This is a genomic window from Streptomyces sp. NPDC021080 (assembly GCF_044333225.1).
Classification (GTDB): Bacteria; Actinomycetota; Actinomycetes; order Streptomycetales; family Streptomycetaceae; genus Streptomyces.
On the sequence record NZ_JBIRQM010000013.1, the window covers coordinates 172202 to 197251 of the forward strand.

Annotated in this window: 22 protein-coding genes and 2 tRNA genes; 8 read left to right on the plus strand and 16 right to left on the minus strand. The window is 71.9% G+C overall.

Going from position 1 to position 25050, the window contains the following annotated elements; all coding sequences use genetic code 11:
* Nucleotides 1-50 precede the first annotated feature (50 nt).
* The 4 genes from ACH4S8_RS29935 to pgsA form a co-directional block, all read right to left on the minus strand.
* The gene (locus ACH4S8_RS29935) at nt 51-596 is read right to left on the minus strand and encodes a hypothetical protein (RefSeq protein WP_398399463.1); all 546 of its coding nucleotides are present in this window, start codon (nt 594-596) and stop codon (nt 51-53) included.
* 543 nt (nt 597-1139) lie between these two features.
* Nucleotides 1140-2300 carry a glycosyltransferase family 4 protein gene (locus ACH4S8_RS29940; RefSeq protein WP_398399465.1) on the minus strand — a complete coding sequence of 387 codons (1161 nt, stop codon included), beginning with the start codon at nt 2298-2300 and terminating at the stop codon, nt 1140-1142.
* Nucleotides 2297-3256, minus strand: a complete 960-nt coding sequence (locus ACH4S8_RS29945) for a phosphatidylinositol mannoside acyltransferase (protein WP_398399467.1) — start codon at nt 3254-3256, stop codon at nt 2297-2299. The genes ACH4S8_RS29940 and ACH4S8_RS29945 overlap by 4 nt, the downstream gene beginning before the upstream one ends.
* Nucleotides 3253-3975 (minus strand): phosphatidylinositol phosphate synthase, encoded by a 723-nt coding sequence (gene pgsA, locus ACH4S8_RS29950; RefSeq protein WP_339135355.1) that lies wholly within the window; start codon nt 3973-3975, stop codon nt 3253-3255. Before pgsA ends, ACH4S8_RS29945 begins: the two co-directional genes overlap by 4 nt.
* Before the next feature lie 218 nt (nt 3976-4193).
* Here pgsA and ACH4S8_RS29955 point away from each other — a divergent pair, with 218 nt between their 5' ends.
* Nucleotides 4194-6389 (plus strand): elongation factor G-like protein EF-G2, encoded by a 2196-nt coding sequence (locus ACH4S8_RS29955; RefSeq protein ID WP_398399468.1) that lies wholly within the window; start codon nt 4194-4196, stop codon nt 6387-6389.
* 178 nt (nt 6390-6567) lie between these two features.
* Nucleotides 6568-8235, plus strand: a complete 1668-nt coding sequence (locus tag ACH4S8_RS29960) for a hypothetical protein (protein ID WP_398399470.1) — start codon at nt 6568-6570, stop codon at nt 8233-8235.
* Nucleotides 8236-8316: 81 nt separating this feature from the next.
* Here the strand turns inward: ACH4S8_RS29960 and ACH4S8_RS29965 are convergent, their stop codons facing one another.
* Entirely contained in the window at nt 8317-8877 is a 561-nt protein-coding gene (locus ACH4S8_RS29965) for an HIT domain-containing protein (protein ID WP_103547824.1), read from the minus strand.
* Nucleotides 8878-8944: 67 nt separating this feature from the next.
* Between ACH4S8_RS29965 and ACH4S8_RS29970 the strand changes: the two genes are divergently transcribed.
* Nucleotides 8945-9604 (plus strand): potassium channel family protein, encoded by a 660-nt coding sequence (locus tag ACH4S8_RS29970; RefSeq protein ID WP_398399473.1) that lies wholly within the window; start codon nt 8945-8947, stop codon nt 9602-9604.
* 40 nt (nt 9605-9644) lie between these two features.
* On the opposite strand, the gene thrS is transcribed toward ACH4S8_RS29970, so the two are convergent.
* From thrS to ACH4S8_RS29985, 3 genes are all read right to left on the minus strand, one after another.
* Nucleotides 9645-11621 carry a threonine--tRNA ligase gene (gene thrS, locus ACH4S8_RS29975; protein ID WP_398399475.1) on the minus strand — a complete coding sequence of 659 codons (1977 nt, stop codon included), beginning with the start codon at nt 11619-11621 and terminating at the stop codon, nt 9645-9647.
* A 171-nt stretch (nt 11622-11792) separates the two neighbouring features.
* Nucleotides 11793-13010 (minus strand): hypothetical protein, encoded by a 1218-nt coding sequence (locus ACH4S8_RS29980; RefSeq protein ID WP_398399477.1) that lies wholly within the window; start codon nt 13008-13010, stop codon nt 11793-11795.
* Nucleotides 13007-13573 carry a DUF4365 domain-containing protein gene (locus tag ACH4S8_RS29985; protein WP_351541617.1) on the minus strand — a complete coding sequence of 189 codons (567 nt, stop codon included), beginning with the start codon at nt 13571-13573 and terminating at the stop codon, nt 13007-13009. The genes ACH4S8_RS29980 and ACH4S8_RS29985 overlap by 4 nt, the downstream gene beginning before the upstream one ends.
* A gap of 170 nt (nt 13574-13743) precedes the next feature.
* Between ACH4S8_RS29985 and ACH4S8_RS29990 the strand changes: the two genes are divergently transcribed.
* Nucleotides 13744-14469: a 3'-5' exonuclease gene (locus ACH4S8_RS29990; protein ID WP_398399480.1), complete on the plus strand. Its 726-nt coding sequence runs from the start codon at nt 13744-13746 to the stop codon at nt 14467-14469.
* 82 nt (nt 14470-14551) lie between these two features.
* On the opposite strand, the gene ACH4S8_RS29995 is transcribed toward ACH4S8_RS29990, so the two are convergent.
* Both ACH4S8_RS29995 and ACH4S8_RS30000 read right to left on the minus strand, forming a co-directional pair.
* A tRNA-Val gene (locus ACH4S8_RS29995) sits at nt 14552-14623 on the minus strand.
* Between the two features lie 39 nt (nt 14624-14662).
* Nucleotides 14663-15109 (minus strand): SRPBCC family protein, encoded by a 447-nt coding sequence (locus ACH4S8_RS30000; protein ID WP_398399482.1) that lies wholly within the window; start codon nt 15107-15109, stop codon nt 14663-14665.
* A gap of 123 nt (nt 15110-15232) precedes the next feature.
* Here ACH4S8_RS30000 and ACH4S8_RS30005 point away from each other — a divergent pair, with 123 nt between their 5' ends.
* On the plus strand, nt 15233-17656 hold the full coding sequence (locus tag ACH4S8_RS30005; protein WP_398399484.1) for an SCO7613 C-terminal domain-containing membrane protein: 2424 nt from the start codon (nt 15233-15235) through the stop codon (nt 17654-17656).
* Nucleotides 17657-19440: 1784 nt separating this feature from the next.
* Here the strand turns inward: ACH4S8_RS30005 and ACH4S8_RS30010 are convergent.
* Together ACH4S8_RS30010 and ACH4S8_RS30015 are read right to left on the minus strand one after the other, a co-directional pair.
* Nucleotides 19441-19512 (minus strand) — tRNA-Val (locus tag ACH4S8_RS30010).
* A 103-nt stretch (nt 19513-19615) separates the two neighbouring features.
* The gene (locus ACH4S8_RS30015) at nt 19616-20050 is read right to left on the minus strand and encodes a TIGR02611 family protein (RefSeq protein WP_398399486.1); all 435 of its coding nucleotides are present in this window, start codon (nt 20048-20050) and stop codon (nt 19616-19618) included.
* 191 nt (nt 20051-20241) lie between these two features.
* Between ACH4S8_RS30015 and ACH4S8_RS30020 the strand changes: the two genes are divergently transcribed.
* The gene (locus ACH4S8_RS30020; protein ID WP_003959770.1) at nt 20242-20655 is read left to right on the plus strand and encodes an SsgA family sporulation/cell division regulator; all 414 of its coding nucleotides are present in this window, start codon (nt 20242-20244) and stop codon (nt 20653-20655) included.
* Nucleotides 20656-21128: 473 nt separating this feature from the next.
* Entirely contained in the window at nt 21129-21686 is a 558-nt protein-coding gene (locus tag ACH4S8_RS30025; RefSeq protein ID WP_398399488.1) for a CGNR zinc finger domain-containing protein, read from the plus strand.
* 60 nt (nt 21687-21746) lie between these two features.
* Here the strand turns inward: ACH4S8_RS30025 and ACH4S8_RS30030 are convergent, their stop codons facing one another.
* Nucleotides 21747-21899 carry a hypothetical protein gene (locus tag ACH4S8_RS30030; RefSeq protein WP_398399490.1) on the minus strand — a complete coding sequence of 51 codons (153 nt, stop codon included), beginning with the start codon at nt 21897-21899 and terminating at the stop codon, nt 21747-21749.
* A gap of 155 nt (nt 21900-22054) precedes the next feature.
* Nucleotides 22055-22501, minus strand: a complete 447-nt coding sequence (locus ACH4S8_RS30035; RefSeq protein ID WP_398399492.1) for a hypothetical protein — start codon at nt 22499-22501, stop codon at nt 22055-22057.
* 172 nt (nt 22502-22673) lie between these two features.
* Here ACH4S8_RS30035 and ACH4S8_RS30040 point away from each other — a divergent pair, with 172 nt between their 5' ends.
* Nucleotides 22674-23204, plus strand: a complete 531-nt coding sequence (locus tag ACH4S8_RS30040; RefSeq protein ID WP_398399494.1) for a DsbA family protein — start codon at nt 22674-22676, stop codon at nt 23202-23204.
* An 85-nt stretch (nt 23205-23289) separates the two neighbouring features.
* Here ACH4S8_RS30040 and ACH4S8_RS30045 read toward each other — a convergent pair whose 3' ends face one another.
* Together ACH4S8_RS30045 and ACH4S8_RS30050 are read right to left on the minus strand one after the other, a co-directional pair.
* Nucleotides 23290-24114, minus strand: coding sequence for a GNAT family N-acetyltransferase (locus tag ACH4S8_RS30045; RefSeq protein WP_398399496.1), 825 nt, complete (start codon nt 24112-24114; stop codon nt 23290-23292).
* Between the two features lie 95 nt (nt 24115-24209).
* The gene (locus ACH4S8_RS30050) at nt 24210-25031 is read right to left on the minus strand and encodes an aminotransferase class IV (protein WP_398399498.1); all 822 of its coding nucleotides are present in this window, start codon (nt 25029-25031) and stop codon (nt 24210-24212) included.
* Nucleotides 25032-25050 lie beyond the last annotated feature (19 nt).

Sequence of the window (25050 nt, forward strand, 5' to 3'; positions counted from 1 at the left end):
GGCCAATGGGGAGGCGGTGGCTCGTTTTCGTTCCGGTCCGCCGGCGCGCGTCAGTTCGTCGGGCGGTCGGCCAGGGCCACGGGGGGCTCGTCGTCCATCTCGAAGGCCATCGGGAACGGGGCGTGGCCCGCGAGGCGGAACCAGCGGACCTTGCGGTGCCGACGCAGGGCGCGGGCGGCGCGTACGGCGTCGTTGTGGAAGCGCCGCGCCATCGGCACCCGGCGTACGGCCTGGGCCAGCTCGCCGGCCGCCTCCTCGCCGCCGGGCACCTCGCGCACCGCCTCGACCTGCTGTGCCTCCCCGAACACCGCCCGCAGGGCCTGGCTCAGGTCGCTCTCGGCCACCTCGCGCTGCTCCTCCTCGGCCTGCCGGGCCGCGTGCGCCGCTTCGTAGAGCACGATCGAGGCCGCCGGGTCGAGCACTCCGGAGGTGGCCAGTTCCTGCGCCACGGAGGCCCGGCGCAGCAACTGCGCGTCGAGAGCGGCGCGGGCCGCGTCGATACGGGCGTGCAGCCGGTCGAGACGCCCGGCGGTCCAGCTCAGGTAGAGGCCGATCGCGACGAGGCCGACGAGGATCCAGATGAGGGTTGCGGTCACGGGCCGCAAGGCTACCCGTGCGCGTCGCCGGTCCGCCGGGGCCCGCGCACGCCGTGAGCCGCCCCGCCGGGGACCCGGCCGCTCGCGGCGCCACCGCCGGACGGACGGGACCGGACCCTCGTGTTCCGGCCATTCTCCACGCGCCGGGACCAAGGGCGTCCGGCCGGGAGGGCCGACGGCGTCCCCCGCGCGCGGGGACGGTCCCTTTCGCCGTGGCACGCGCGCGTGGCCGATGCGACGCTCCCCGCGCGGGGAGAGCAGGTTGCGCGGCGGCCCGTGCACGAGGGCGCGGGCCGCGGGCCGCGCCGACCAGCCTCCGGGACCACGCGGGCGCGGCACCGGGCCGACACGGCCCGGCGGTGAGGCTCGCGGAACTTCCCCCGCGGGGCCGACTCCCCCGTCCCCGGACGCACGGACCCCCGGCACCCGACAGCGCGTCGGCCCGCAGCCCGCGAGGTGGGCACCCCCGGGGCAGCGGAGCCCGAGCGAGGGGCGCCCGTCGCCGGCGAGCCCGCAGGCAGTCGCCGGTGGGCCCCCTGAGGGTCAGTCGCGGGCCAGGCCGAAGCGGGCGCGGAAGCCGGTGCGCTCGTCCGTGGCCACCGCGGCGGCGCCGTCCGTCACCGTCTCGTACACCGACAGGATGTCCGCGCCGACCGTCGACCAGTCGAAGCGCCGTACGTGCTCGCTGCCCCGATCGCGCAGTGCGGCCCGGCGCTCCGGGTCGGCAAGCAGGCGCAGCGCGGCGGCGGCCAGGTCGTCCGCGTCCTCGTTGGCGAACAGCTCACCAGCGGAGCCCTGGTCGAGGACCTGGGCGAACGCGTCGAGATCCGCGGCGAGCACGGGCGCCCCGGCGGACATCGCCTCGACCAGGATGATCCCGAAGCTCTCGCCGCCGGTGTTGGGCGCGACGTACAGGTCGACGCTGCGCAGGAGCCGGGCCTTGTCCTCGTCGCTGACCATGCCGAGGAACTCGACGCGCGAGCGCATCTCGGCGGGCAGCGACTCCACCGCCTCCTTCTCGTCGCCGCGCCCGGCGACCAGCAGTCGCGTCTGCGGGCGCTCGGCGAGGATCTTGGGCAGCGCCTTCATGAGCACCGGCAGGCCCTTGCGCGGCTCGTCGATGCGGCCGATGAAGCCGATGGTGTCGCCCTGCCACTCGGGCTTGGGCTTGGCACGGGCGAAGAAGTCGACGTCGACGCCGTTCGGGATGACGACCGCGTCACCGCCGAGGTGCTCGACCAGGGTGCGCCGGGCGTACTCGCTCACGGCGATCCGCGCGCTGATCTTCTCCAGGGCGGCCTGGAGGATGGAGTACGCGGCGACCATCGCCCTGGAGCGCGGGTTCGACGTGTGGAAGGTCGCGACGATCGGGCCCTGCGCCGCCCAGCAGGTGAGCAGGCCCAGCGACGGCGAGGACGGCTCGTGGATGTGGACCACGTCGAAGGTGCCGTCGTGCAGCCAGCGCCGCACCCGGGCCGCCGACAGGAAGCCGAAGTTCAGCCGCGCCACCGAACCGTTGTACGGGACGGGGACCGCGCGGCCCGCCGAGACGACGTACGGCGGCAGGGGCGTGTCGTCGTCCGCGGGGGCGAGGACGGAGACCTCGTGCCCCAGGCCGATGAGATGTTCGGCCAGGTCGCGGATGTGGAACTGGACGCCGCCCGGAACGTCCCAGGAGTAGGGGCAGACGATGCCGATCCTCACGAGGCCCTCTTCTCGGGCTTCTCGGGATCCTGTGTGCCGGACCCCTCACGGGGAGCCTTCCCGGCGTCGAGGTCCTTGAGCCACAAACGCTGCAACATGTGCCAGTCCTCCGGGTGCTCGGCGATGCCGTCGGCGAAGGCGTCGGCCAGCGCCTGTGTCATGACAGACGTCTTCTCGGCACGACTGCCTGACTCGGGGACCTCGACGGGCGGATGCACCTGGCCGCGCATCACGGGCGAGTCGTCGTACCAGAGCGTCACGGGCAGCAGGAGGGCGCCGGTCTGCTGGGCGAGCAGGGCCGGTCCCGCGGGCATCCGGGTCGTCTCGCCGAAGAACTCCACCTCGACGCCCGAGGCGGACAGGTCCCGTTCGGCGACCAGGCAGATCAGTCCTCCGTCGCGCAGCCGCCGGGCCAGCGTGCCGAACGCGGCACCGCCGCTGTGCGGCAGCACCTCCATGCCGAGGCCCTCGCGGTAGGCGACGAAACGGTCGTACAGCGACTCGGGTTTCAGACGCTCGGCGACGGTCGTGAACGGCGTCTTCAGGCCGGTGGTGACCCAGGCGCCCGCGAGGTCCCAGTTCGCCATGTGCGGCAGCGCCAGGATGACGCCCCGGTCGGAGGCGATGCCGTCGGTGAGGCGGTGCACGTCCTTGACCTCGAAGCCGCCCGCCACCCGCTCCTCGCTCCACGCGGGAAGCCGGAACGACTCCATCCAGTAGCGCAGGTACGAGCGCATGCCCGCCCTGGACAACTCCGCGAGCCGCTCGGGGGTCGCGTCGGGCACCACGCGCGCGTAGTTGCTCTCCAGCCGTTGGACCCCCTTGCCGCGCCGCTTCCAGGCGATGTCGGCGATCGTGCGGCCGAGGCGCACGGCGACCGGCTCGGGGAGTTTCTTGACGGTGCTCCAGCCCAGGGCGTACGCACCGTCGACCAGCCGCTCCCGCAGGCTGGTCACGAGGTGGCCTCGCTGCTCTGGGCGGCGACCGCGGCGTCCGCCTCGGCGGCCTCCCGGCGGACGGTGACGACGCGCTGGATCAGCGTGACGAGGCTGCCGACGGCGACGATCCACAGCGCGATGGGCAGCAGCACCTGGATGCCGGGCACACCGAACGTGTGCAGGCCCGCGAGACCGGCCGCGACCAGTGAGATCACCAGCCGCTCGGCGCGCTCGACGAGTCCGTTGACCGCGACCGGCAGACCGATCGACTCACCGCGGGCCTTGGTGTACGACACCACCTGGCCGCTGGCGAGACAGAAGATCGAGACGGCGCACAGCACGTTGTCGTCGCCGTTGCCCGCGTACCAGAGCGCGAAGCCACCGAAGATCGCGCCGTCGGCGACCCGGTCGAGCGTGGAGTCCAGGAAGGCGCCCCAGCGGCTGGAGCGGCCGAGCTGGCGTGCCATGTTCCCGTCGACCAGGTCGGAGAACACGAACAGCGTGATGACGATCGTTCCCCAGAAGAACTCTCCCCGGGGGAAGAAGACCAGCGCGCCCGCCATGACTCCGGCCGTGCCCAGGAGGGTGACCGTGTCGGGGCTCACCCCCCGACGGACGAGAAACGCGGCGAACGGTGTGAGGACACGCGTGAAGAATGCACGCGCGTACTTGTTCAGCATGGCCTTCCCGAGGGTCGGTGTCGCCGGGCGGCCCCTGCTGGCCGTCGGCTGGCCCATCGTAGCCACGCGTGCGCTTGTGCGATGGTCGGGCACCCGCACCCCGTGTCACGACCGGATGCCGCCGGTGTCACGGCACGATCGCGTCCCCTGTATGGACGCACAGTGACGCGAGTGCGAAGCTCGAAGACACCGCGGGCGTCACCGGAGCCGCCATCGCACGCGGCCCGGCATGTCCCGCGCCCACAGAGACCTCACCGTGCACGGGAGGCAAGGCCATGGGCGACAAGGCGAATGCACACCCCGGAGCCGCCGGCAGGGCTACGGCGGCCGACCACCCCGCGTCCGTACGGAATGTGGTGCTGGTCGGCCACAGCGGATCCGGCAAGACGACATTGGTGGAGGCTCTCGCGCTGACAGCGGGAGCGGTGAACCGGGCGGGCCGCGTGGAGGACGGCGGCACCGTCTCCGACTACGACGAGATCGAGCACCGGCAGCAGCGTTCGGTGCAGCTCTCCCTGGTACCCGTCGACTGGGACGGGTTCAAGATCAACCTTCTCGACACCCCCGGATACGCCGACTTCGTCGGCGAACTGAGGGCCGGTCTGCGAGCGGCGGACGCGGCCCTCTTCGTCGTCTCGGCCGCGGACGGGGTGGACGGCTCGACCCGGATGCTGTGGGAGGAGTGCGCGGCCGTCGGCATGCCCCGGGCCATCGTGATCACCCACCTCGAATCGGCCCGGTCGGACTTCGAGGAGATGACCGCGGTCTGTGCGCAGGCGTTCGGCGGGGACGACCCCGACGCCGTACTGCCGCTGTACCTGCCACTGCACGGCACCGCGGCACCGGACGGGCACGCGCCCGTGACCGGTCTGATCGGACTGCTCACCCAGCAGCTGTTCGACTACTCCTCCGGGGAGCGCAAGGAGGCGGATCCGGGGCCCGAGCAGCAGCCGCTCATCGAGGCGGCCCGCAACCGGCTGATCGAGGGGATCATCGCCGAGAGCGAGGACGAGACCCTCATGGACCGCTACCTCGGCGGCGAGAAGATCGACCTCACGACACTCGTGCAGGACCTCGAACGGGCCGTGGCCCGCGGGCGCTTCTTCCCGGTGCTGGCCGCCGCGCCCGCCGCCGAGGGAGCCCGGCAGGGTCTCGGCACGGTCGAGCTCCTCGAACTGGTCACGGGCGGCTTCCCCACCCCGCTGGAACGCCCGGCGCCCACCGTGACCACACCGGACGGCGCGCCGCGCGAGGTGAAGGCCTGCGACCCGGACGGACCCCTGGTCGCGGAGGTCGTGAAGACCGCGTCCGACCCGTACGTGGGCCGGGTCTCGCTGGTCCGGGTCTTCTCCGGGACCCTGCGCCCCGACGCGACGGTGCACGTCTCCGGGCACGGGCTGACCGACCGCGGGCACGAGGACCACGACGTCGACGAGCGGATCGGCGCCCTGTCCGCGCCGTTCGGCAAACAGCAGCGTGCTCTCACGCACTGCATCGCGGGCGACCTCGCCAGTGTGGCGAAGCTGAACCGCGCCGAGACCGGGGACACCCTCTCGGCCAAGGACGACCCGCTGCTCATGGAGCCGTGGCAGATGCCCGACCCGCTGCTCCCGCTCGCCATCGAGGCGCACAGCAAGGCGGACGAGGACAAGCTCTCCCAGGGCCTCGGCCGGCTGGTGGCCGAGGACCCCACGATGCGCCTGGAGCAGAACCAGAACACCCATCAGGTCGTCCTGTGGTGCCTGGGCGAGGCGCACGCGGACGTCGCCCTGGAGCGGCTGCGCAACCGGTACGGCGTGCAGGTCGACGTGGTCCCGCACAAGGTCTCCCTGCGCGAGACGTTCGCCGACCCGTCCACCGGACGCGGCCGCCATGTCAAACAGTCCGGTGGGCACGGCCAGTTCGCGATCTGCGAGATCGAGGTGGAACCGCTGCCGAACGGCTCGGGCATCGAGTTCGTGGACAAGGTCGTCGGGGGCGCCGTGCCCCGGCAGTTCATCCCCTCCGTGGAGAAGGGGGTGCGCGCCCAGGCGGCCAAGGGCGTGGTCGCCGGCTATCCGCTCATCGACGTACGGGTCACCCTCGTCGACGGCAAGGCGCACTCGGTGGACTCCTCCGACGCCGCGTTCCAGACGGCGGGCGCGCTCGCGCTGCGCGAGGCGGCCCGCGACGCCGTGATCCATCTCCTGGAGCCGGTGGCGGAGGTGACCGTGCTGGTCGGCGACGACTACGTGGGCCCGGTGATGAGCGACCTGTCGGGACGGCGCGGCCGGGTGGTCGGCACCGAGCAGGCGGCCGGCGGGCGCACGCTCGTCCGTGCCGAGGTGCCGGAGATCGAGATCGGGCGGTACGCCGTCGACCTGCGGTCCGTCTCGCACGGCACCGCGCGCTTCGACCGGTCCTACGCGCGGCACGAACCCATGCCGCAGCACATCGCCGAGCGGCTCCGCGAACAGGAGGCGGGTACCTGAGGACCGGGAGGCCTCGGACACTTCGCCGGGGGTTTCATCCGTCGGTGGGCGGCTTCGGCCGTCCACCGACGAATGTCGGCCGCGGCCGATACTCTGAGAACTGATCAAGACGAAGACCTGATCAACAGGTGTGCGGGACACCGAAGTCGGGAAGGCCGCAGGAGCGGGTGCGGCGGCGATGGGGGCGGAAGTGGCATTCGACGGTTTCGATTTCACTCCCGGGGCGCAGGTGCCGCTCACGGGCACCGCGGGGCAGACGGCGGCGACCTTCGCCCTCGCCTCGGCGGCGTACCGCGACAGTCCGGTCGAGGAGATCCTCAAGGCCGACAACGAATGGCACCAGTCCACGGTGAAGGCCGGGCGGATCAAGCTGTTCGCGCCGAATCTCGGTGAGGCCTTCGCGGGTGCCGTCACGGCCCGGATGCTGGGCGCGGGCCGCGCTCCGCTCATCCAGTCCTTCGGCACGGAGCCGCAGGTCATCGTGGAGCACTGTCTCGCGGCCACCAACATCCGCCGGGAGCGCGACAATTGGCTGTCGGCCGTCATGGTGCTGTGCGGGCTGCTGTTCCTGCCGGGGCTGCTGGTGTGGCTGATGGTCTTCCAGATCCGTACGCAGATCGCCAAGCGCACCGACAAGCGGGGCTCGGCGCTCGGCACCACTCTCCTGTTCGCCGTCGGCGCCCTGGCCGTCCTCTTCCTCATCCGCATGCCGTTCACGGGCTTCTGGGCCTGGTACGCGCGCGCCGCCGTGGTCCTCCCGGTCGTCGGCTGGCTGTGGGCGAAGCAGATCTGCGAGCGCACCGCCAAGGATCTGCGCGAACGCTGGGACAGCCTGCTGTCGGGCGGCGGCATCGGTGCCAAGATTCCCGAGGCGGTCCCCGGCAGTCCCGGTGAGACGGCGGCGGAGCAGCTGCGCCAGTCGCTCGCCCGGCTCACCGCGGAGCAGCAGTCCAACTCGGTCTTCTACGCGGGCCCCAAGGGCATACTCGGCATGGGCACCCGCTGGGGCAGCTGGCAGCTCGCCGAGGATCTCGTGGCGCTGGACGCGAAGAAGGAGATCCACCCGTTCCGCAGCTGGGACGTCATCCGCAACATCCACGACCAGCTGCGCATGCTGGAGCGCGGTCCGCTCAACACCGGTGGTTTTCCCGCGCCTTCGATAAAGCACTGGGTCGTCACCCCGATCGGCGAGAAGGCGACCGCGGTGTCCCGGCCGGGCGGCACGGACGTGGACGCGTACACGATCAAGACGCACGCAGTGCAGGACATCTGCAACAAGCAGCAGTTCGGCAGCGGGGACCGGCACTACCTCGGGGTCCAGTGGACGCTCTGGGACGGCCAGTTGATCATCACCATGATGATCACGGTGACCGTGCTGCACCAGACGCTGCGCATCGAGGTGACCGGGCACGCCCTGGGGCCGGTGAACCCGCTGTTCACCAGCAAGCCGGAGGCTCCCACCAAGGAGGTCGCGAAGACCGTCAAGTTCTGGGAGACCCGCAAGGTGAGCCTGCCGCTGGTCACCGCGGACGAGGTCGTGCGGCTCGCGGCGCGGGCGCCCCTCACCTGGTATCCGCCGCTGCTGAACTGGCTCGGCGGAAGTCTGGGGCTGCCCGAGCCCTTCGGGCTGCGGCACTCCTGGGCCGACCAGCCGTGGCGGCACCGTTTCATGGCGGACGACGCGCTGCGGGCCGCCACGCCCGTGCTGCGCGTGGTGCACTCGGCGGCGCTCAAGGTCCTGGAGGAGAACGGCGTCGACACGGAGAAGTTCGGCAACCGCTCGGCGTTCCTCAGCACGGCGGTGCAGGACCCCGCGCCGCGCAAGGCCGACGTGTACGACGCGTAGCCGCACGGCCGCCGGACCCCGGACGAGCGGACAGACGGGCGGACGGACGCCGGGGCGCCCGGTGGGGCGCCCCGGACGCGGTTACGCGGTGGGCCAGGCTTCCGCCAGCATCTTGCGGGTGTCCGCGAGGAGCTGCGGCAGGACCTTGGTGTGACCGACGACCGGCATGAAGTTGGTGTCGCCGCCCCAGCGCGGCACGATGTGCTGGTGCAGATGGGCGGCGATGCCGGCGCCCGCGACGGTTCCCTGGTTCATGCCGATGTTGAAGCCATGGGCGCCGGAGGCGGTGCGCAGGGCGGTCATGGCCTGCTTGGTCAGCTCACCGAGTTCGGCGGTCTCCGGCCCGGTGAGGTCCGTGTAGTCCGCGACGTGCCGGTAGGGCACGACCATGAGGTGCCCGCCGTTGTACGGGTAGAGGTTGAGCACCGCGTACACGTGCTCCCCGCGCCTCACGATCAGCCCGTCCTCGTCGGACTTGGCCGGTATCGAGCAGAACGGACAACCGTCGTCGGCCCCCGGGCCGGTGGGCTTGTTCTCACCCTGGATGTAAGCCATCCGGTGGGGGGTCCACAGGCGCTGGAACGCGTCCTGCGTTCCCACTCCGATCTGCTGCTCCGGCTCACTCGTCATGTGTTGCAGCATATTGCTTCGCCCGTTCGCGGCGTGTCGGCGGGTACCGGGCAAAGGAGCCTGCGGCCAAGCTGTGGCCATGGACGACGACAGCCCGATGACCCGCTGGGAGCACCGCACGGAGGTACCACTGGCGGTCGGGTCGCTGCTGTTCCTCGCCGCGTACGCGGTCCACGTCCTGGCGCACGATCTGCCTCCGGGCGGACGCGATGTCTGCCTCACGGTGATCATGGCCACCTGGGCGGCGTTCCTCGTCGACTACGTGGTGCGCTGGCGGCTGAGCGGACAGGGCCGGCGGTTCGTCCGGCGTCATGTGCTGGACACCGTGGTCCTCGTCCTGCCGCTCCTGCGGCCGCTGAGGGTCGTCAAGCTCTACGACGCCGTGCTGCGGCGCCGCGGAGAGCCCCGGCTCGCGCTGTACGCACGGGTGATCTTCTACGCGAGCATCTCGGTCCTGCTGCTCGGCTTCTCGGGTGCCCTCGCCGTCTACCAGGCCGAGTACCAGGCGCCGCACGCGACGATCGTCACCTTCGGCGACTCGGTGTGGTGGGCCGCCTCCACGCTCGCGACGGTCGGCTACGGGGACGTGACACCGGTGACCCCGATGGGGCGGACGATCGCGGTCGCCATGATGGCGTGCGGCCTGGGGCTGCTCGGCGCGGTGACGGGGTCGTTCTCCTCCTGGCTGCTGCAGGTGTTCGCGCGCGAGGGCGACGACGTGAAGCCCCCGGGAAGCTGAGCTTCCCGGGGGCTTCGGGCTCGGTCCCGGCGGCGACCGATCAGATCTGGGTGCGCTCCTCGACGACCTTCGCGATCTTGGCGATGGCCTCGTCGAGGGGGATGCCGTTCTCCTGCGAGCCGTCGCGGTAGCGGAAGGAGACGGCACCGGCCGCCATGTCCTCGTCGCCCGCGATGACCATGAAGGGCACCTTCTGCTTCTGCGCGTTGCGGATCTTCTTCTGCATCCGGTCCGAGGAGGCGTCGACCTCGACGCGCAGGCCCTGCTTCTTGGCCTCGGCGGCGAACTTCTGCAGGTACTCCACGTGCGCGTCGCCGATCGGGATGCCGATCGCCTGGACGGGCGCCAGCCACGCCGGGAACGCGCCCGCGTAGTGCTCCAGCAGCACGGCGAAGAACCGCTCGATGGAGCCGAAGAGCGCGCGGTGGATCATGACCGGGCGCTGCTTGGAGCCGTCGGGGCCGGTGTACTCCAGGTCGAAGCGCTCGGGCAGGTTGAAGTCGAGCTGCACGGTCGACATCTGCCAGGTGCGGCCGATGGCGTCCTTGGCCTGCACGGAGATCTTCGGGCCGTAGAAGGCGGCGCCGCCCGGGTCCGGGACCAGCGGGAGACCCTGCTTCTCGGCGACCTGCCGCAGCGTCTCGGTGGCCTCCTCCCAGATCTCGTCCGAGCCGACGAACTTCTCCGGGTCCTTGGTGGACAGCTCGAGATAGAAGTCGGTGAGGCCGTAGTCGCGCAGCAGGTTCAGGACGAAGGTGAGCGTCTTGTCGAGCTCGTCCGCCATCTGCTCCTTGGTGCAGTAGATGTGCGCGTCGTCCTGCGTGAAGCCCCGGGCACGGGTCAGGCCGTGCACGACGCCCGACTTCTCGTACCGGTACACCGTTCCGAACTCGAACAGGCGCAGCGGGAGTTCACGGTACGAACGGCCGCGCGCGTCGAAGATCAGGTTGTGCATCGGGCAGTTCATGGGCTTGAGGTAGTAGTCCACGCCCTCGTCGAGCTGCATGGGCGGGTACATGCCGTCGGCGTACCAGTCCAGGTGGCCCGAGGTCTCGAAGAGCTTCCCCTTGGTGGCGTGCGGGGTGTAGACGAACTCGTAGCCCTCCTCCTCGTGCCGGCGGCGCGAGTAGTCCTCCATGACCCGGCGGATGATGCCGCCCTTGGGGTGGAAGACGGCGAGGCCGGAGCCGATCTGGTCCGGGATGGAGAACAGGTCCAGCTCGTTGCCCAGCTTGCGGTGGTCGCGCTTCTCGGCCTCGGCGAGGAAGTCCAGGTGCGCCTTCAGCTCCTCCTTCGAGGGCCAGGCGGTGCCGTAGATGCGCTGGAGCATCGGGTTCTTCTCGCTGCCGCGCCAGTAGGCGGCGGCGTTGCGCATCAGCTTGAAGGCCGGGATGTTGCGGGTGGTGGGCAGGTGGGGACCGCGGCAGAGGTCCTTCCAGCACAGCTCACCGGTCTTGGCGTCGAGGTTGTCGTAGATGGTCAGCTCGCCGCCGCCCACCTCGACGTTCGCGCCGTCGTCCGTGGAGGCGGCGCCCTTGATGCCGATGAGCTCCAGCTTGTACGGCTCGGCCGCGAGCTCCTCGCGGGCGTCCTCGTCGGTGACGACGCGGCGGGAGAAGCGCTGCCCGCGCCGCTGGATCTCCTGCATCTTCTTCTCGACGGCCTTGAGGTCCTCGGGCGTGAAGGGCCTCTCCACGTCGAAGTCGTAGTAGAAGCCGTCCTTGACCGGCGGGCCGATGCCCAGCTTGGCCTCGGGGAAGAGCTCCTGCACGGCCTGGGCCATCACGTGCGCGGTGGAGTGGCGCAGGATGTTCAGGCCGTCCTCGGAGGAGATCTCGACCGGCTCGACCTCCTCGCCGTCCTTCACCTCGTACGCGAGGTCCTTCAGCTCGCCCGCCACACGGGCCGCGACGACGGTGCGCTCGCCGGGGAAGAGGTCGGCGGCCGTAGTGCCCGTCGTCACCACGCGTTCTTCCCGCTCGGAATCGCGTTGGATGATCACACGGACGTCTGACACCGGTCTCTCCTGACTGAAGGGGTCCCACACCACATACGGGATGGCATGGCAATGCCCCGAATCCTACCGAGCCCGGGGTCCCCTCCGCGAAACGGTTGTGGACAACCCCGCCCCGGTCCACCCGGCAGGCACCCCCGGGCCCACCCGGCAGGCCCTCCCCGCACGCGCACCTCAGTCCTCGCTGCACGCCTCCTCGAAGAAGTCCAGATTCTCCTGGAGCGACTTCATCAGCCGGTCCCGCTCGGCCTCGTCCACCTGGACGGGGACGACACCGGTGGCGTCCGTGAGCCTGCGGAAGCCGCCGCGGCTCTCCAGGCGGCCGTGCACCCGGACCGGCAGCCCGACGAGATGGGCCTGGCCCGCTATCCGGTACGCCTCCTCGTCGAGGGTCGTCCGGACGTGCGGGACCTCGGCGCCCGCGATGACCCGCAGCCGTACCGTGCCCGGCCCGCGCGGGCCCGATCGGCGCATCCGGACCACGGCGCCGGTGAGCCGCACCGGCACGGAGGGCTCCTCGCGCAGGTACCGGGCCCCGGCCTCGCGCAGCACGGGCAGATCGCCGGGCGAGAACTCGACGGGCTCGGCGGGGTTCGCACCGCCCTCGGGGACGCCCGCGGCGGGTGACCACTCGACGGTGATCCGGGCCCCCTCGGTGCCCCGGACGAGGGCCACCAGGGCTTCCATCAGTTCATGACTGACGCCCGCCTCCACGGCCGCGTCGAAGGCGTCCATGCCGCCGGTGGCCCGCTGGTAGTCGATGGCCTCGCGGGCGGCGCACAGCGCCTCGTGCAGGCGTACGGCGAGCGGCCGGCCCGTGGTGACGGGCACGAAGGCGGTGAGGCCGCGGCCGCCCGGTTCCGCGCCGACCAGGACGTTCTCCAGAGAGGCGGTGGCGGCCCTGCGGTGGCGGGCGCCGTAGTAGCCGGCACGCGCGCGTGCGGCGAGCGCGCCGGCGAGGAGCATCTGGCGGGCGGCCCCGCGCGTCTGCTCCTCGACGGTCCAGGGCGCCGCGCCCACCGGGCCGGTCGGCACATCGCGCCACCAGTGGATCTCGTCGCTGGGCACGGCGAGGGCGAGAAGGACGTCGCGTGCGGACGGGGAGGCGCTGCGGGAGAGCGCGACGAGCGCCTCGCCCAAAAGGTCGTCGCTGTCGGGGAAGGCCCGGTTCTCCGGCACCAGCAGGCTGGTGCCGCCGCCCCCGGGCCCGGGTGGGGTCCAGCGGCCGTACCGTCCGGCCGCTCCCCCGCGGCGCTGCCAGCCGTGCCGCCGCAGCAGCGCGCCGAGAACGACCGGGTCCACCTGCTCGGGGGCCGGCGGATCGTTCCAGAAGGCTTCGGCAGGGTGCGGCCCGACCGGCCGGAGGAGCTCGTCGATGGGGCGGTGTGTCATGGTCTGCCTCCCGTCCCGACCCGCGTCATGATCTCGCACAGGGCCCGGTCGTCGAAGATCCGGGCCGTCGGGATGCGGACGGTGGTCCGGCGCCGGCCCGTGATGGCATGCCCGGCGAGGTTGATCCAGTAACAGCAGTGCCGCAGATCGAGCCGGTCGTGGCTGGCCCGCAGCCAGTCGTCCTGGGATCTGGGCACGAGCATGACGACCAGGATCTTGTGCACCGAGACCGGGGTGCGCGCGAGCTTCGCCAGGTGCTCGTTGTCGAGCGTGAAGGAGAAGGCGGGCCCCGGGGGGTCGGGCGGGATCTGGTACGTGCACTTGAGCTGCACCTTGATGGTGACTTCGTCGTCGACCGTGTGCCCGGGGGCGCTGTGGCTGACGTGCCAGTCGATGCCGTTGTCGGGAAACGGCTGGGACAGCGAACAGCCGGCGGCCGCCGCGACGGCGTGCAGGTAGCCCACCTGCAACGTCTCCATGCAGGCGGTGGTGGCGAGCGATCCGCGATGGGGTGCCGTCCGCTGGGGCAGCAGCCCGCCCCGTTCGGGCTGCGCGAGTGCCATGAGTCCAACAGCCTTCCAGGCTTGGTGTATCCCCGCGACGGGTCGCTGAACTGCAAAGACCCGTACCTCTGTTGTCTCCTACCGGCGTACGCCGCAAACAGCCCGGGTATCACCAAACAGGCAGAAGACGGCGCGTCAGCTGCCGTGGGTGAACGAGGAGTTGTGTACGTATGACGTGCTGGTACGAGGGCCCTTTGGCCGCGTTCGACACGGAGACAACGGGCGTGGACGTCGAGACCGACCGGATCGTGTCGGCCGCCGTCGTCGTCCAGGACGCCCCGGGTTCCCGTCCGCGGGTGACCCGGTGGCTGGTGAACCCGGGAGTGCCGGTGCCCGCGGGGGCGACGGCGGTGCACGGGCTCACGGACGAACATCTGCAGCGCAACGGCCGCTGGCCGTCGCCCGTCATGGAGGAGATAGCGCGGGAACTGAGTGAACAGGCCGCGGCGGGCCGGCCGCTGGTGGTGATGAACGCCCCGTTCGATCTGACGCTGCTGGACCGGGAGTTGCGCAGACATCGCGCCTCGTCCCTCGACCGCTGGTTCGAGTCGGCGTCGCTGCGCGTGCTCGATCCCCGCGTCCTCGACAAGCATCTGGACCGCTATCGCAAGGGCCGCCGCACCCTGACCGATCTGTGCGCGCACTACGAGGTGGCACTGGAGGGCGCGCACGACGCGGCCGCCGACGCGCTCGCCTCGCTGGAGGTCGTGCGTGCGGTGGGGCGCCGCTTCTCGGCCCGGCTGGAGCGGCTGTCGCCGTCCGAGCTGCACACGCTCCAGGCGGTGTGGCACGCGGCACAGGCGCGCGGGCTGCAGGCCTGGTTCGCGCGCAGCGGTTCGCCGGAGGCGGTGGATCCGGCGTGGCCGCTGCGCCCGGACCTTCCGGCGGCGGCCTGACGGGGCGGGGCCTGACCGGGCGCGACGGCGTCGGGGCACAACGAAAAACCGGTCCGTCTGCGACGGACCGGTCTCCTCCGGGTGGGCGATACTGGGTTCGAACCAGTGACCTCTTCGGTGTGAACGAAGCGCTCTCCCACTGAGCTAATCGCCCGGGAACGGACTGAACAATACAGGTCCCGGCGGGTGGGGTTCAAACCGCTTCGAGACGAGCCTGCAGTCCGCGCCGTCCCGAGCGCATCATCAGGGCGTGGTTGGCGCGGAAGAAGGGGCGCCCCGGCACCGCCAGCCGCCGCAGCAGGGGCTTGGTGACGTGCACTTCCTGGTCGTAGCGGGCGCGGGTTCCCGGACCGGCCGCCGCGCAGGTCCAGCGTGCCCAGCCGTCGAGATCGCCCGACATCCCGATCTCCAGGACGCCGGCCGCCGGGTCCCGGCGTACCGCGCGGGCGGTGACGGTGATGTCGTACGGCAGGACCGAGCGGATCCGGATGACGCCGCCGTGTTCGTCGACGGGGGTCACCTCGCGCACCTGGGGCCACCAGAGCGGGTAGGTCTCGGCCTGCTCCAGGACCGTGTAGACGTGCGCGGGCGGCGCGGGCAGCTCCCACACGGTGCGGAATCGGTAGTGGGTCCAGTCCATGGGCCGAGTGTGCCCACGGGGCGGAGGCGGCGGAAGTACCGATCTCGCGTGTCCCCGGGATGAGTACGACGTGAGTACCCGCACTCATGTCCGGGAGGCGTGACCCGGACCACACTCCGGAGCATGACCCAGATCCCGTCCCCGGCCGAGGAGTTGCGGCTCCTCGACGCCGAATTGCGGCAACTCGACGCGCGCCGGGCCGTGTTGCTGACCCGCCGCGCCTGGCTGGTCCACATGCTCCGGCCGACGCCCGTACGGACCACGGCCCCGGCACCCGGACCCCGGCGGCCCGAGGCCTCCGCGCCCGGCGTGCAGAACGCGCTTCTGCTCCTCGGCGGCGTCCTGCTGGCCGTCGCCGCGATCGCGTTCACCCTGGTCGGCTGGGGGCACCTGGGGATCACGGGGCGGTCGCTGGTGCTCGGCGCGGTGACGCTGGCCGCGCTCGGCGCGCCCGTGCCCCTGCTGCGGCGCGGGCTGCGCTCGACGGCCGAGGCGCTGGCGGGGATCGGCCTCGTGCTGACGGTCCTGGACGCGTACGCGCTGTACGCGGTCGCGCTCCCCCGCACGGACGGCGTCGGCTACGCGGCGCTCGCCTCGGCGGCGCTGGCCGCGGTGTGGGCGGCGTACGGAATCGCGCTGGGCGCACCGGTCCGGACGGCCGACGCCGACGCCGACGCCGACGCCGGTGAGCGTCCGTCGCCTCGGCTTCCGCTGCCCGCCGCCGTGGTCGCCGCGCAGCTGCCGCTGCTCCTGTGGGCGGTGGCCGCCTCCGCGGGCGCGAGCGCCGTCACGGCCGCCCTGCTGGTCACGGCCGCGCTCGACGCCGTGCTCGCCCTGCGCCTGCCCGTGCGCCTGCAGCCCGTCCGTGCCGTCGCCGCCGTCGGGGCGTACGGCATGGGCGGCTGGGGCACCTTCGCCGCCGGCTGCCTGTCCTGGGCGGCGGCCGGCCCGGGCGCCGCCGCCCGTGCGGCGGCGCTCCTCCTCCTCGCCGCGTCGATCGCGCTGACGGCCGCGTGGAACGCCCCGAAGCCGGGTCTCACGACGGCCACCGCGACGGGCCTCACGACCGCCGGGGGACTCGTCGGCGTCGCGGCGATCGGCGGGGTGCTGCGCGTGTCCCTGCCGGGCGAATGGACGGTCCCCGGTCATCTGGTGTGCGGTATCGCCCTCCTGGCCGTCGCCGGCACGGGCCTGCCCGCTGCGGTGCGTCGCGGGCTCACCCTGGCCTCGGGCTGCGTGGGCGCCCTCGCCGCGGCCTGGGCCCTGCCCGTGGTCGCGATCTCCCTGCTGGGGCCGGTCGGCCGGGTGGACTCCGTCTGGTCCGGTGTTCCGGCGAACGCGCGGGACGCGGTGACGAACGGCCTGCCCTGGCCCCAGGACGCGGTCACGGCACCGCTCGTGCTCGCCCTCGTCGCCGCGGCCCTGGTGGTGGCCGTCCGCGCCGCCGCGTGGCGTCCGCACGCCCTGGCCTGCGCGCTGACCCTGGCGTGGGCGACGGTGCTCGTCCTCCCGGCGGCCCTCGAACTTCCCTACGCGGTCGCACTGTCCGCCCAGGGACTCACCACGGCGGCCCTGCTCGGGTACGCCCACCGGACCGGCTCTCCCCTGACGGCGCGGATCCTGTCCCTGATCACGTCCGTCAGCCTCGCCTTCCTCGCGCTCGCCTCCCAGAGCGCGACCCTGACCGTGTTCGCCGCACTGACCGCGCTGTTCGCGGCGGCCGCCCCGCGCCCCGGCCTCGGCCCGGTCGCGGCGCCCGCGGCCCTGGCGTACGCGACGGCCCTCGCCGTCGCGACGGGCGCCCGGCTCGGTCTGGAGCCCTGGCACACGGCGCTGCTCGTGCTGGTCGTGCCCGTGGCCGCCGCGCTGCTCGCCGCGCGCGCCGAGGACGGTCCGACGACGGTGTCGATCGAGATCGCCGGTGCCGTCGCCGGGCTGCTCGCCATCGGGCTCGCGGTGGCCGAACCGGCCGCGCTGGCCACGGTCCTGGCCCTGTGCGGTGTGATCGCCGCGGGCACGGCCGTACGGGAGGACCGGCGCCCCGCCGGATACGCGGCCACCGCCCTGTTCGTGCTCGCCTCCTGGGTGCGCCTCGCCTCCTGGGGTGTCGGCTCCCCGGAGGCGTACACGCTGCCGGTGACCGCCGCGGCCCTGCTGCTGGGCGCGTACCGGCGCCGTTCGGACGCCTCGGTGTCGTCGTGGACGGCGTACGCGCCGGGCCTGTCCGTGACGCTCGCGCCGAGCCTGCTCGCGGCATGGGGCGACGGCCGGTGGCAGCGTCCGCTGCTGCTGGGCGCGGCGGCGCTCGCCGTGACCCTGCTGGGCGCCCGGCACCGACTGCAGGCTCCGCTGGTGCTCGGCGGCGCCGTGCTCGTCCTGGACGCCCTGCACGAACTCGCCCCGTACATCGTGCAGATGGTGGACGCGCTCCCGCGCTGGGCGCCTCCCGCACTCGCCGGTCTGCTGCTGCTCGCACTGGGTGCCACCTACGAGCAGCGGATCCGTGACGCACGGCGGGTGCGGGAGGTGCTGGGAAGGATGGACTAGCGGACGGTGACCGCCGACGCTCCCTCGACGGCGACGGCCGCCGCGGCCCGAGGGCGGGGGCCGCGGCGACATCCTGCTCGTACCGTGCGACGGCCTTGCTGGCGTGCCGGAGTGCTTGAACGCGTCGAACTGCTCGACGGTGGCGTCGATCCCGCGGTCATAACCCATGATCGGGATCGGCGCCGGACCGTAACCTCCGTCGCACTCGGCCGTATAACGGACCGTGAAGTCGTCCCACGTGAACTCGGAGGCCGTGTGTCCCGCCGAGAGGGAGGACTTCGGCCCGTCCTGTTCGACCCGCTCGAGATCGGTCGTGATGCCGGCCTTCACACGGTTGTGACCATCGGTCCACCACTCCGTCAGATCGGCCTCGCCGAAACCGAGTCCGTCCTTCGTGAAGAACGCTTTGCCGTTCCGCCGAAGGCAGAGGCCGTACGGGTACATGTTGCCGGAGTACCCGGTGCCGCCCGCCACGTTCTGCGTGTCGTGAGTCTTCTTCGAACGCGGCGAAGCACTCGTCCCAGGTCCAGCCCTGCTCGGCTCGATGCCCACCCTCTCGAACACCTTCTCGTCGACGACGAGCGGCACGGTGTCGGGTCCGACCGGAATTCCGAACTGCTTTCCGCCGACCCGGCCGGCCTTCTCCACCCGGCGCGGAAATTTCCCAGGCCGAGATTTCCGGCATCCATCTGGGACTTGAGGCCGAGCAGATCCCTCGTTTGTCGTACTTCCGCAGAAATCCGACGGTGTTCCGGAATGCGTCCGGTGGATTTCCGCCCACGGCCCGGGTCCTGAAGTTCTCCCAGAAGGCCACGTAATCCTGGAAGTCCGCCTGCGTCTTGGTCTTCGGCCACTTCTTCCCGAAGAGCCCGATGAACCGGTCGGTCCGCTTCACCCGTTCGTCCGCACCCCACCAGGCGTAACGGATCGTCACCGTCCCGCCCCCGGCACCCCTTCCGCTCCCACCGCAGCCGGTGGTCGCGGCAGGAACGGATGCGCGGCGCTCGGATCCCGTCGCGGCGGCCTCCGCGACCTTCCGACGCAATCGCACAGGAGTACGCAGGTCGAGCCCCCGCGACCGACCGGCCGAACGTTTCCCGGGCGGCGGAGCAGGTCCGGAGCGCGGCCGAAAATGTACTGCCGCGAGGGGGGCTGACGGGGTGTCGGCAGGGGTGGAGGGAACGGAGCGTGAGGGGGCGGCCGTTGACGTTCGGGCCCGACAGGCCGAGCCCCACCGGAGACCGAACCCTGCCACCCCGACCGACACCCGCCCCGGCTCACCCCGGCGCGCACCCCTACCCCCCTTCAACCGCCGACGACCGCCCTGGCAAAACCTTCGTTCGCCCCTACCCGATCCGGGGGCTCCGCCCCGGACCCCGCTCCTCAAACGCCGGAGGGGCTGAACATTGCCCCTAGCCCGAAGGACGGACCGGAGGGGCCAGGTCTCCCCGGACGGGGCTGCCATGGTCGGCCACCGCGACACACCCGCAGTCGGGTACGCGCGGGAGGGGCCGTGCCGGTACATCAGATGCCCGCAGGCCGGACGGATCATCAGCCACGCCCGCCTCGAATCGCCGGTGGGATCCGTTCGGATGCGGGCGGATGTACCAGCACGGCCCCGACCCACTCCCCGGACCGCACCCGAACCCGCACCGCACCCGAACCCGCACCGACGCCGACGCCGACGCCGAACCCGACCCCGGTGACGCCGGCGCGAGCGCCGACGCACAACGAGAACGGCTCCGGTCCACGATGTCGTGGACCGGAGCCGTCTTTCCTACGTGTGGGCGATACTGGGTTCGAACCAGTGACCTCTTCGGTGTGAACGAAGCGCTCTCCCGCTGAGCTAATCGCCCGGGCGCAGGAAGAACATTACCCCATGTCAGGGAGTGCCTTCGACCAGCGGGGACGGCCCGCGACCGCCCTGGAGCCACTCCGGGAGCACCCCACCCGGACTCGTCACTGCGAGATGCTCCAGGGCATCACGAAGCCGAACTTCCAGAGATACACACCGACCAGAACGGCGACGATCACGAGGCCGACGACGGTGAGAACGATGTTGCGGCGCCGGACCTTGGGATCGAGCGCCCGCTGCGTCGCCTCGGTGACCTTGCGCTTCGTCCAGCGGAGCACCAGCTGGGCCCAGACGAACTCGGTCGCCCAGATCGCCATGCCGCCGAAGATCACCAGCCAGCCGGGTCCCGGCAGCGGAAGCATGACCACGCCCGCGACGACCACCGCGAGCCCGACGACGAAAACACCCACCTGCCAGCTCACGTGCAGTGCACGGCGGGCCCTGATGAATTGGGGCGCCCGCGAACCGAGCGCTCGCTCATTCCCCGCCCCGTCGTCCGTCGTGGCGACCTCGCCCGTCTCGTCACTCCCCGTATTCATACGACCAAACCCTACCCGAGAGAAACCAGTCACCGGAATGGCCCTATCCGGAGAACGCGCCCTCGGCCGGATGAGTTACATAAAGACATGCAAAACCCTCAGAGGGGTTTACAACGGCACCGTAGGTGGCATGTCGATTTCGCCGACGTGCGAATCCCCGAGCGCACACTGAGCGAAAGGCCCTGGCGCTTATGAACACCACGGTCAGCTGCGAGCTGCACCTGCGCCTCGTTGTGTCGAGCGAGTCCTCACTGCCTGTACCCGCAGGACTGCGGTATGACACGGCCGATCCCTATGCCGTGCACGCCACCTTCCACACCGGAGCCGAGGAAACCGTCGAGTGGGTGTTCGCCCGCGACCTCCTCGCCGAGGGCCTCCACCGGCCCACCGGTACCGGCGACGTCCGAGTCTGGCCGTCCCGAAGCCACGGCCAGGGCGTCGTATGCATCGCCCTGAGCTCTCCGGAGGGTGAAGCCCTGCTCGAAGCCCCCGCGAGGGCCCTGGAGTCATTCCTGAAGCGAACGGACGCAGCCGTGCCGCCCGGCACGGAACACCGGCACTTCGATCTCGACACGGAGCTCTCACACATCCTGGCCGAGAGCTGACGCGTCACGACAGAGCCGCCCGGCGCCGTCCACTCGGGGAGACGGCTCGGGCTCAGACAACCGCACAGGGAAGGCGGCGGCGCCGACACCGCGGAGGGTTCGCGGTGACGGCGCCGCCGCACGTCCCCCGGCAGCCAACCCCATGGCCCGCCTGATCACCCCACCTGCGACACCTCCCCCACGGCCGGCCGCACCACCCACTCGCCCGTGCCCTCCCCCGGGCACACCCCCACGCGCCTCCGCCCCTCCCCCGGGCACACCCCCACGCGCCCCTGCCCCTCCCCCGCACCCACCCCTGCCCCTCCTCCACGCCCACCCCCACTCGCTCCTCACCCCCTCCTCGCCCCTTCCTCCCGAGCCCGCGCTCCCGGCCCCCGCACCCCCTCGCCCGTCTCCGTCGCGCCGGGAAGCCACTACCATCGGCCAGCATCGGGCGGGCGCCCTCGCCCGACCCCCAGGCCAGGGAGCGAAACGTGCTGATCACCCACGACACCCGGTGCGCGCTCGACGCCGTGGTGGATCTGGTGAACACCGCACCGGAGGACGAGACGGCGGACGGGCTCGCCGATGTGCCGTCACTCGCCGATTTCGTACGAAAGCACGAGATCAGCGATGTCGGGGTGCTGTCGGAACGCGATCTCGCGGCCGTACGGAACGTTCGCGGCCTGTTCGCCGGGATCTTCGCCGCCGACGATCCGCGTGCCGCCGCCTCGCTCATCAACGAACTGGTCGCGGCCGCCGGCACGACGCCCCGGCTGACGGACCACGACGGCTACGACTGGCACGTCCACTACTTCGCGCCGGGCGCCTCGGTCGCCGACCATCTCGCTGCCGACTGCGGGATGGCGCTGGCCTTCTTCGTGGTCGCCGGAGAACAGGACCGACTGCGGCGCTGCGAGGCTCCGGACTGCCGACGGGCCTTCGTCGATCTCTCCCGCAACCGCTCCCGCCGCTACTGCGACAGCCGCACCTGCGGGAACCGGCTCCATGTGGCCGCCTACCGGGCGCGCCGCAAGGAAGCCGCGGGCTGACCCGCCTCGGCCGGACCGACGGAGCCCTCGGCGGGTGGCGCCAGGGGCTCCGTGTACAGCTCAGAGCAGCAGCAGGTCGTGCAGCGAAGCCATGAGCAGCAGACAGCCGATCACCGCAAGGAAGATCATCAGCGGCGGCTGGGAGAGCGCGAAGAGACAACCGCGCCGCTCCTCGGACGGAGCAGCGGTGTCGCTCGTTGTTGTGTCCAGCATCTCGCGGGCGATGATGACGCAGAGCGCGCCCGCTCCGCGATCAACACGCCCGGAATATACGGGAGTTCGCTGGATGATGTGACGGGCACGCTCGAACGTGAACGGTTCCGCGCGTTCCCGGTGTCAGACATGCGATCTTGTGTCGCTTATGCCGTTCATATGCCGTGCTTCTTCAGGATGGCCTCGATGTCGCTGAAGTCGTCCCCGGAGCCCGCCGCCCGCGGTGTCGCCGCAGGTCGGGCGGCGAGGCCGGAGCCCTGGCCCAGCGACGGGGCCGAAGCCGCGGGAGCCGCCGCCTCGCGCTGCGCGGCGGCCTTCGCCGCCCTGCGTTCCTTCCGGGTCCCGCCGCCGCGCCGCTCCACGGCACGGGTGATCATGAACAGCGCCCAGGCGCCACCGAGCACCACGAAGCCGGCCCACGCGGTCGGACTGAACGCGGTGTCGGCCAGCCAGCCGACCACCCCGGTCATGACCAGACCGATCGGCACCAGGGAGTAGGCGGCGATCCGGGCTGCCGCCAGGAAACGCTTGCGGTACGCCGTCACCGCTGCGATGCCCAGGCCGGCGACGGAGACGGCGGAGCAGACGGTCTCTGCGATCATTCCGGTCCTCCAGGCGGGGCTCGGTGCGACACGGTTCCTCGTTCCTTCCATCCTGCACCGCCCGATGCCCGGTATGCCACGGTCCGGGCAGACCTCAGGGACATCTCGGGGTAGCCGTCCTCCTCAGGTCCCGGTGGCGTCGCACCCTCGCCCGGCTGGGAGACTGGATCCCATGAGCGACTCCTCCGCCTCCTCCAGCGCCCGCCCGGCCCCCGTCGTCCTGGACGTCTGGTGCGATCTCCAGTGCCCGGACTGCCGTGACGCTCTCGCCGACCTCCGCGCGCTGCGCGCACGCCACGGCGACCACCTGGAGCTGCGGCTGCGGCACTTCCCCCTGGAGAAGAACAAGCACGCCTTCGCCGCGGCGCAGGCCGCCGAGGAGGCCGCCGAGCAGGGTGCCGCCTGGCCGTACGTCGAGGCCGTACTCGGCCGCGTCGAGGAGCTGAACCGCGGGGGCGAGGCCTTCCTCCTCGAGGTCGCGCGGGAACTCGGCCTGGACGCCGAGGAGTTCGACACGGCCCTGATCGACGGACGGCACATCCTGATCGTCGACGCGGACCAGGCCGAGGGCAAGGCGATCGGCGTCACCGGCACCCCGACGTACGTCATCGGCGGTGAGCGCCTGGACGGCGGCAAGAGCCAGGAGGGGCTGCGCAAGCGGATCGAGGAGATCGCCGACCGGCTGCTCGCCGAACAGGGCTGACCCGTCCGGTTCCACGACGGCCGGCTCCCGGCCGCCCGAGCGCCTCGGCCGCAGCAGCACCTCGGCCGAGACAGCGCGATCCCGGCTAAAGCAGCGTCTTGTACAGGTGGTACTCCGTCGTCTCGTAGCCGAGCGACTCGTAGAGCCGTTCGGCCGGGGTGTTGCCCGCGAAGACGTTGAGGGCGATGCGGTCCAGTCCGGCGGCCGTCGCCCGGGCCTCGGCGAGCCGCATGAGCGTGCGGCCGTGTCCCCGCCCGCGCTGGTCGGCGCGGACCTGGACGTCGTAGACGAAGGCGTGTCCGCTCCGGCGCCCCAGCCAGAGGTCGCCCACGGGGACGCCCTCGTCTTCCAGGACGCTCAGCCACATGTTCGCGGTGGCCGGGCCCTGCGGCAGCGCGCCGCCGAAGTCGCGGTCCGCCTTGGCGCGCGCCTCGGCCTCCGGTACGCCGCGCCGGATCCAGTCCTCGGCGTAGTGCCGTCTGCCCGCCCGGTCCCAGATCTCGTACTCGCCCTGGGTCATGGGACGGTCGGCGCTGCCCGGGGGCAGGACGAGCGCGGGGCCGCCGAGCGTCTTCTCCATGATGCGGTTGCGCAGGACGTAACCGAGCGCCCTGGTGAGCCCCAGGGCTGCCGCGGCCTCCGCGGGAACGGTCACCTCGATCTGCCGGCAGCCCCAGCCCCGGGCCACCTCCTCGGCCGCCAGCGCGGCCACGGTGCCCCGGCCGCGGCCACGGTCCGGTTCGTCGATGCCGAGCTCGTGGATCCTGGCGGCGGGCGGCCCCGAGCCGGGTTCCGTCGTGAGGTGTACCCGGCCGACGGGACGGCTGTTCACGCACACCCGGTAGCGGCGCGAGAGGGTCCCGTCGGCGGCGCGGTGAAGCGGCTCGGTCGGCCGCAGGGTCGTGGTCATCAGGGGTGTTGTACCCGCTGACGCGCCCGTCGTCAGCCGAATTACCCCGCGATCCGGGGCCGGCGGGCTCCCGAACCGGTGGGCTCCCGAGCCCGTCAGGGATCGAGGTCGTCCCCGGCCCGCTCGTCGAAGACGCGCATCGCCTTGGCGGTCACCGGGCCCGGCGCGCCCGGCAGTTCACGGGCGTCGACCCGGTGCACGGCCTGGACGTCGCGCAGGGTGGAGGTCAGGAAGATCTCGTCGGCGCGCTCCAGGACGTCCAGCGGCAGGTCCGTCTCCTTGGCACCGGTCCATTCGACCGCGAGGGCACGGGTGATGCCGGCGAGGCAGCCGGAGGCGACGGGCGGGGTGTGGATCTCACCGTCGAGGACGACGAAGACGTTCGACCCGGTGCCCTCGCAGAGTTGGCCGACCGTGTTCGTGAACAGCGCCTCGGACGCGCCGTGTTCACGCGCGCGGGCCAGGGCGACGACGTTCTCGGCGTACGAGGTCGTCTTCAGGCCGGTCAGGGCGCCGCGCTCGTTGCGGGTCCAGGGGACGGTGACGACGGCCGTGGAGTCGGGACGCGGGTCCGACGCGCCGAGCGCGACGACGAGGGTCGGACCGTGCTCCCCGCGGTCGGAACCGAGCGGGCCGTGACCACCGGTGTAGGTGATGCGGAGGCGGCCGAGCGGCATCGGATTGGCGTCGAGGACGGCGGCGCAGGCGCGGCGCACCTCGTCGGCGTCGGGCTCGGGCAGACCGAGGCCGCGCGCCGAACGGGCCAGTCGGTCGAGGTGGCGGGTCAGCGCGAAGGGGCGGCCGTCGACCGCCTTCACGGTCTCGAAGATGCCGTCCCCCACGGTCAGCCCGTGGTCGAAGACGGAGACGCGGGCGGCCTCGATGTCCTGCAGCACTCCGTCGAGCCAAAGCTTCACTGGTCACTACCTCGCATGT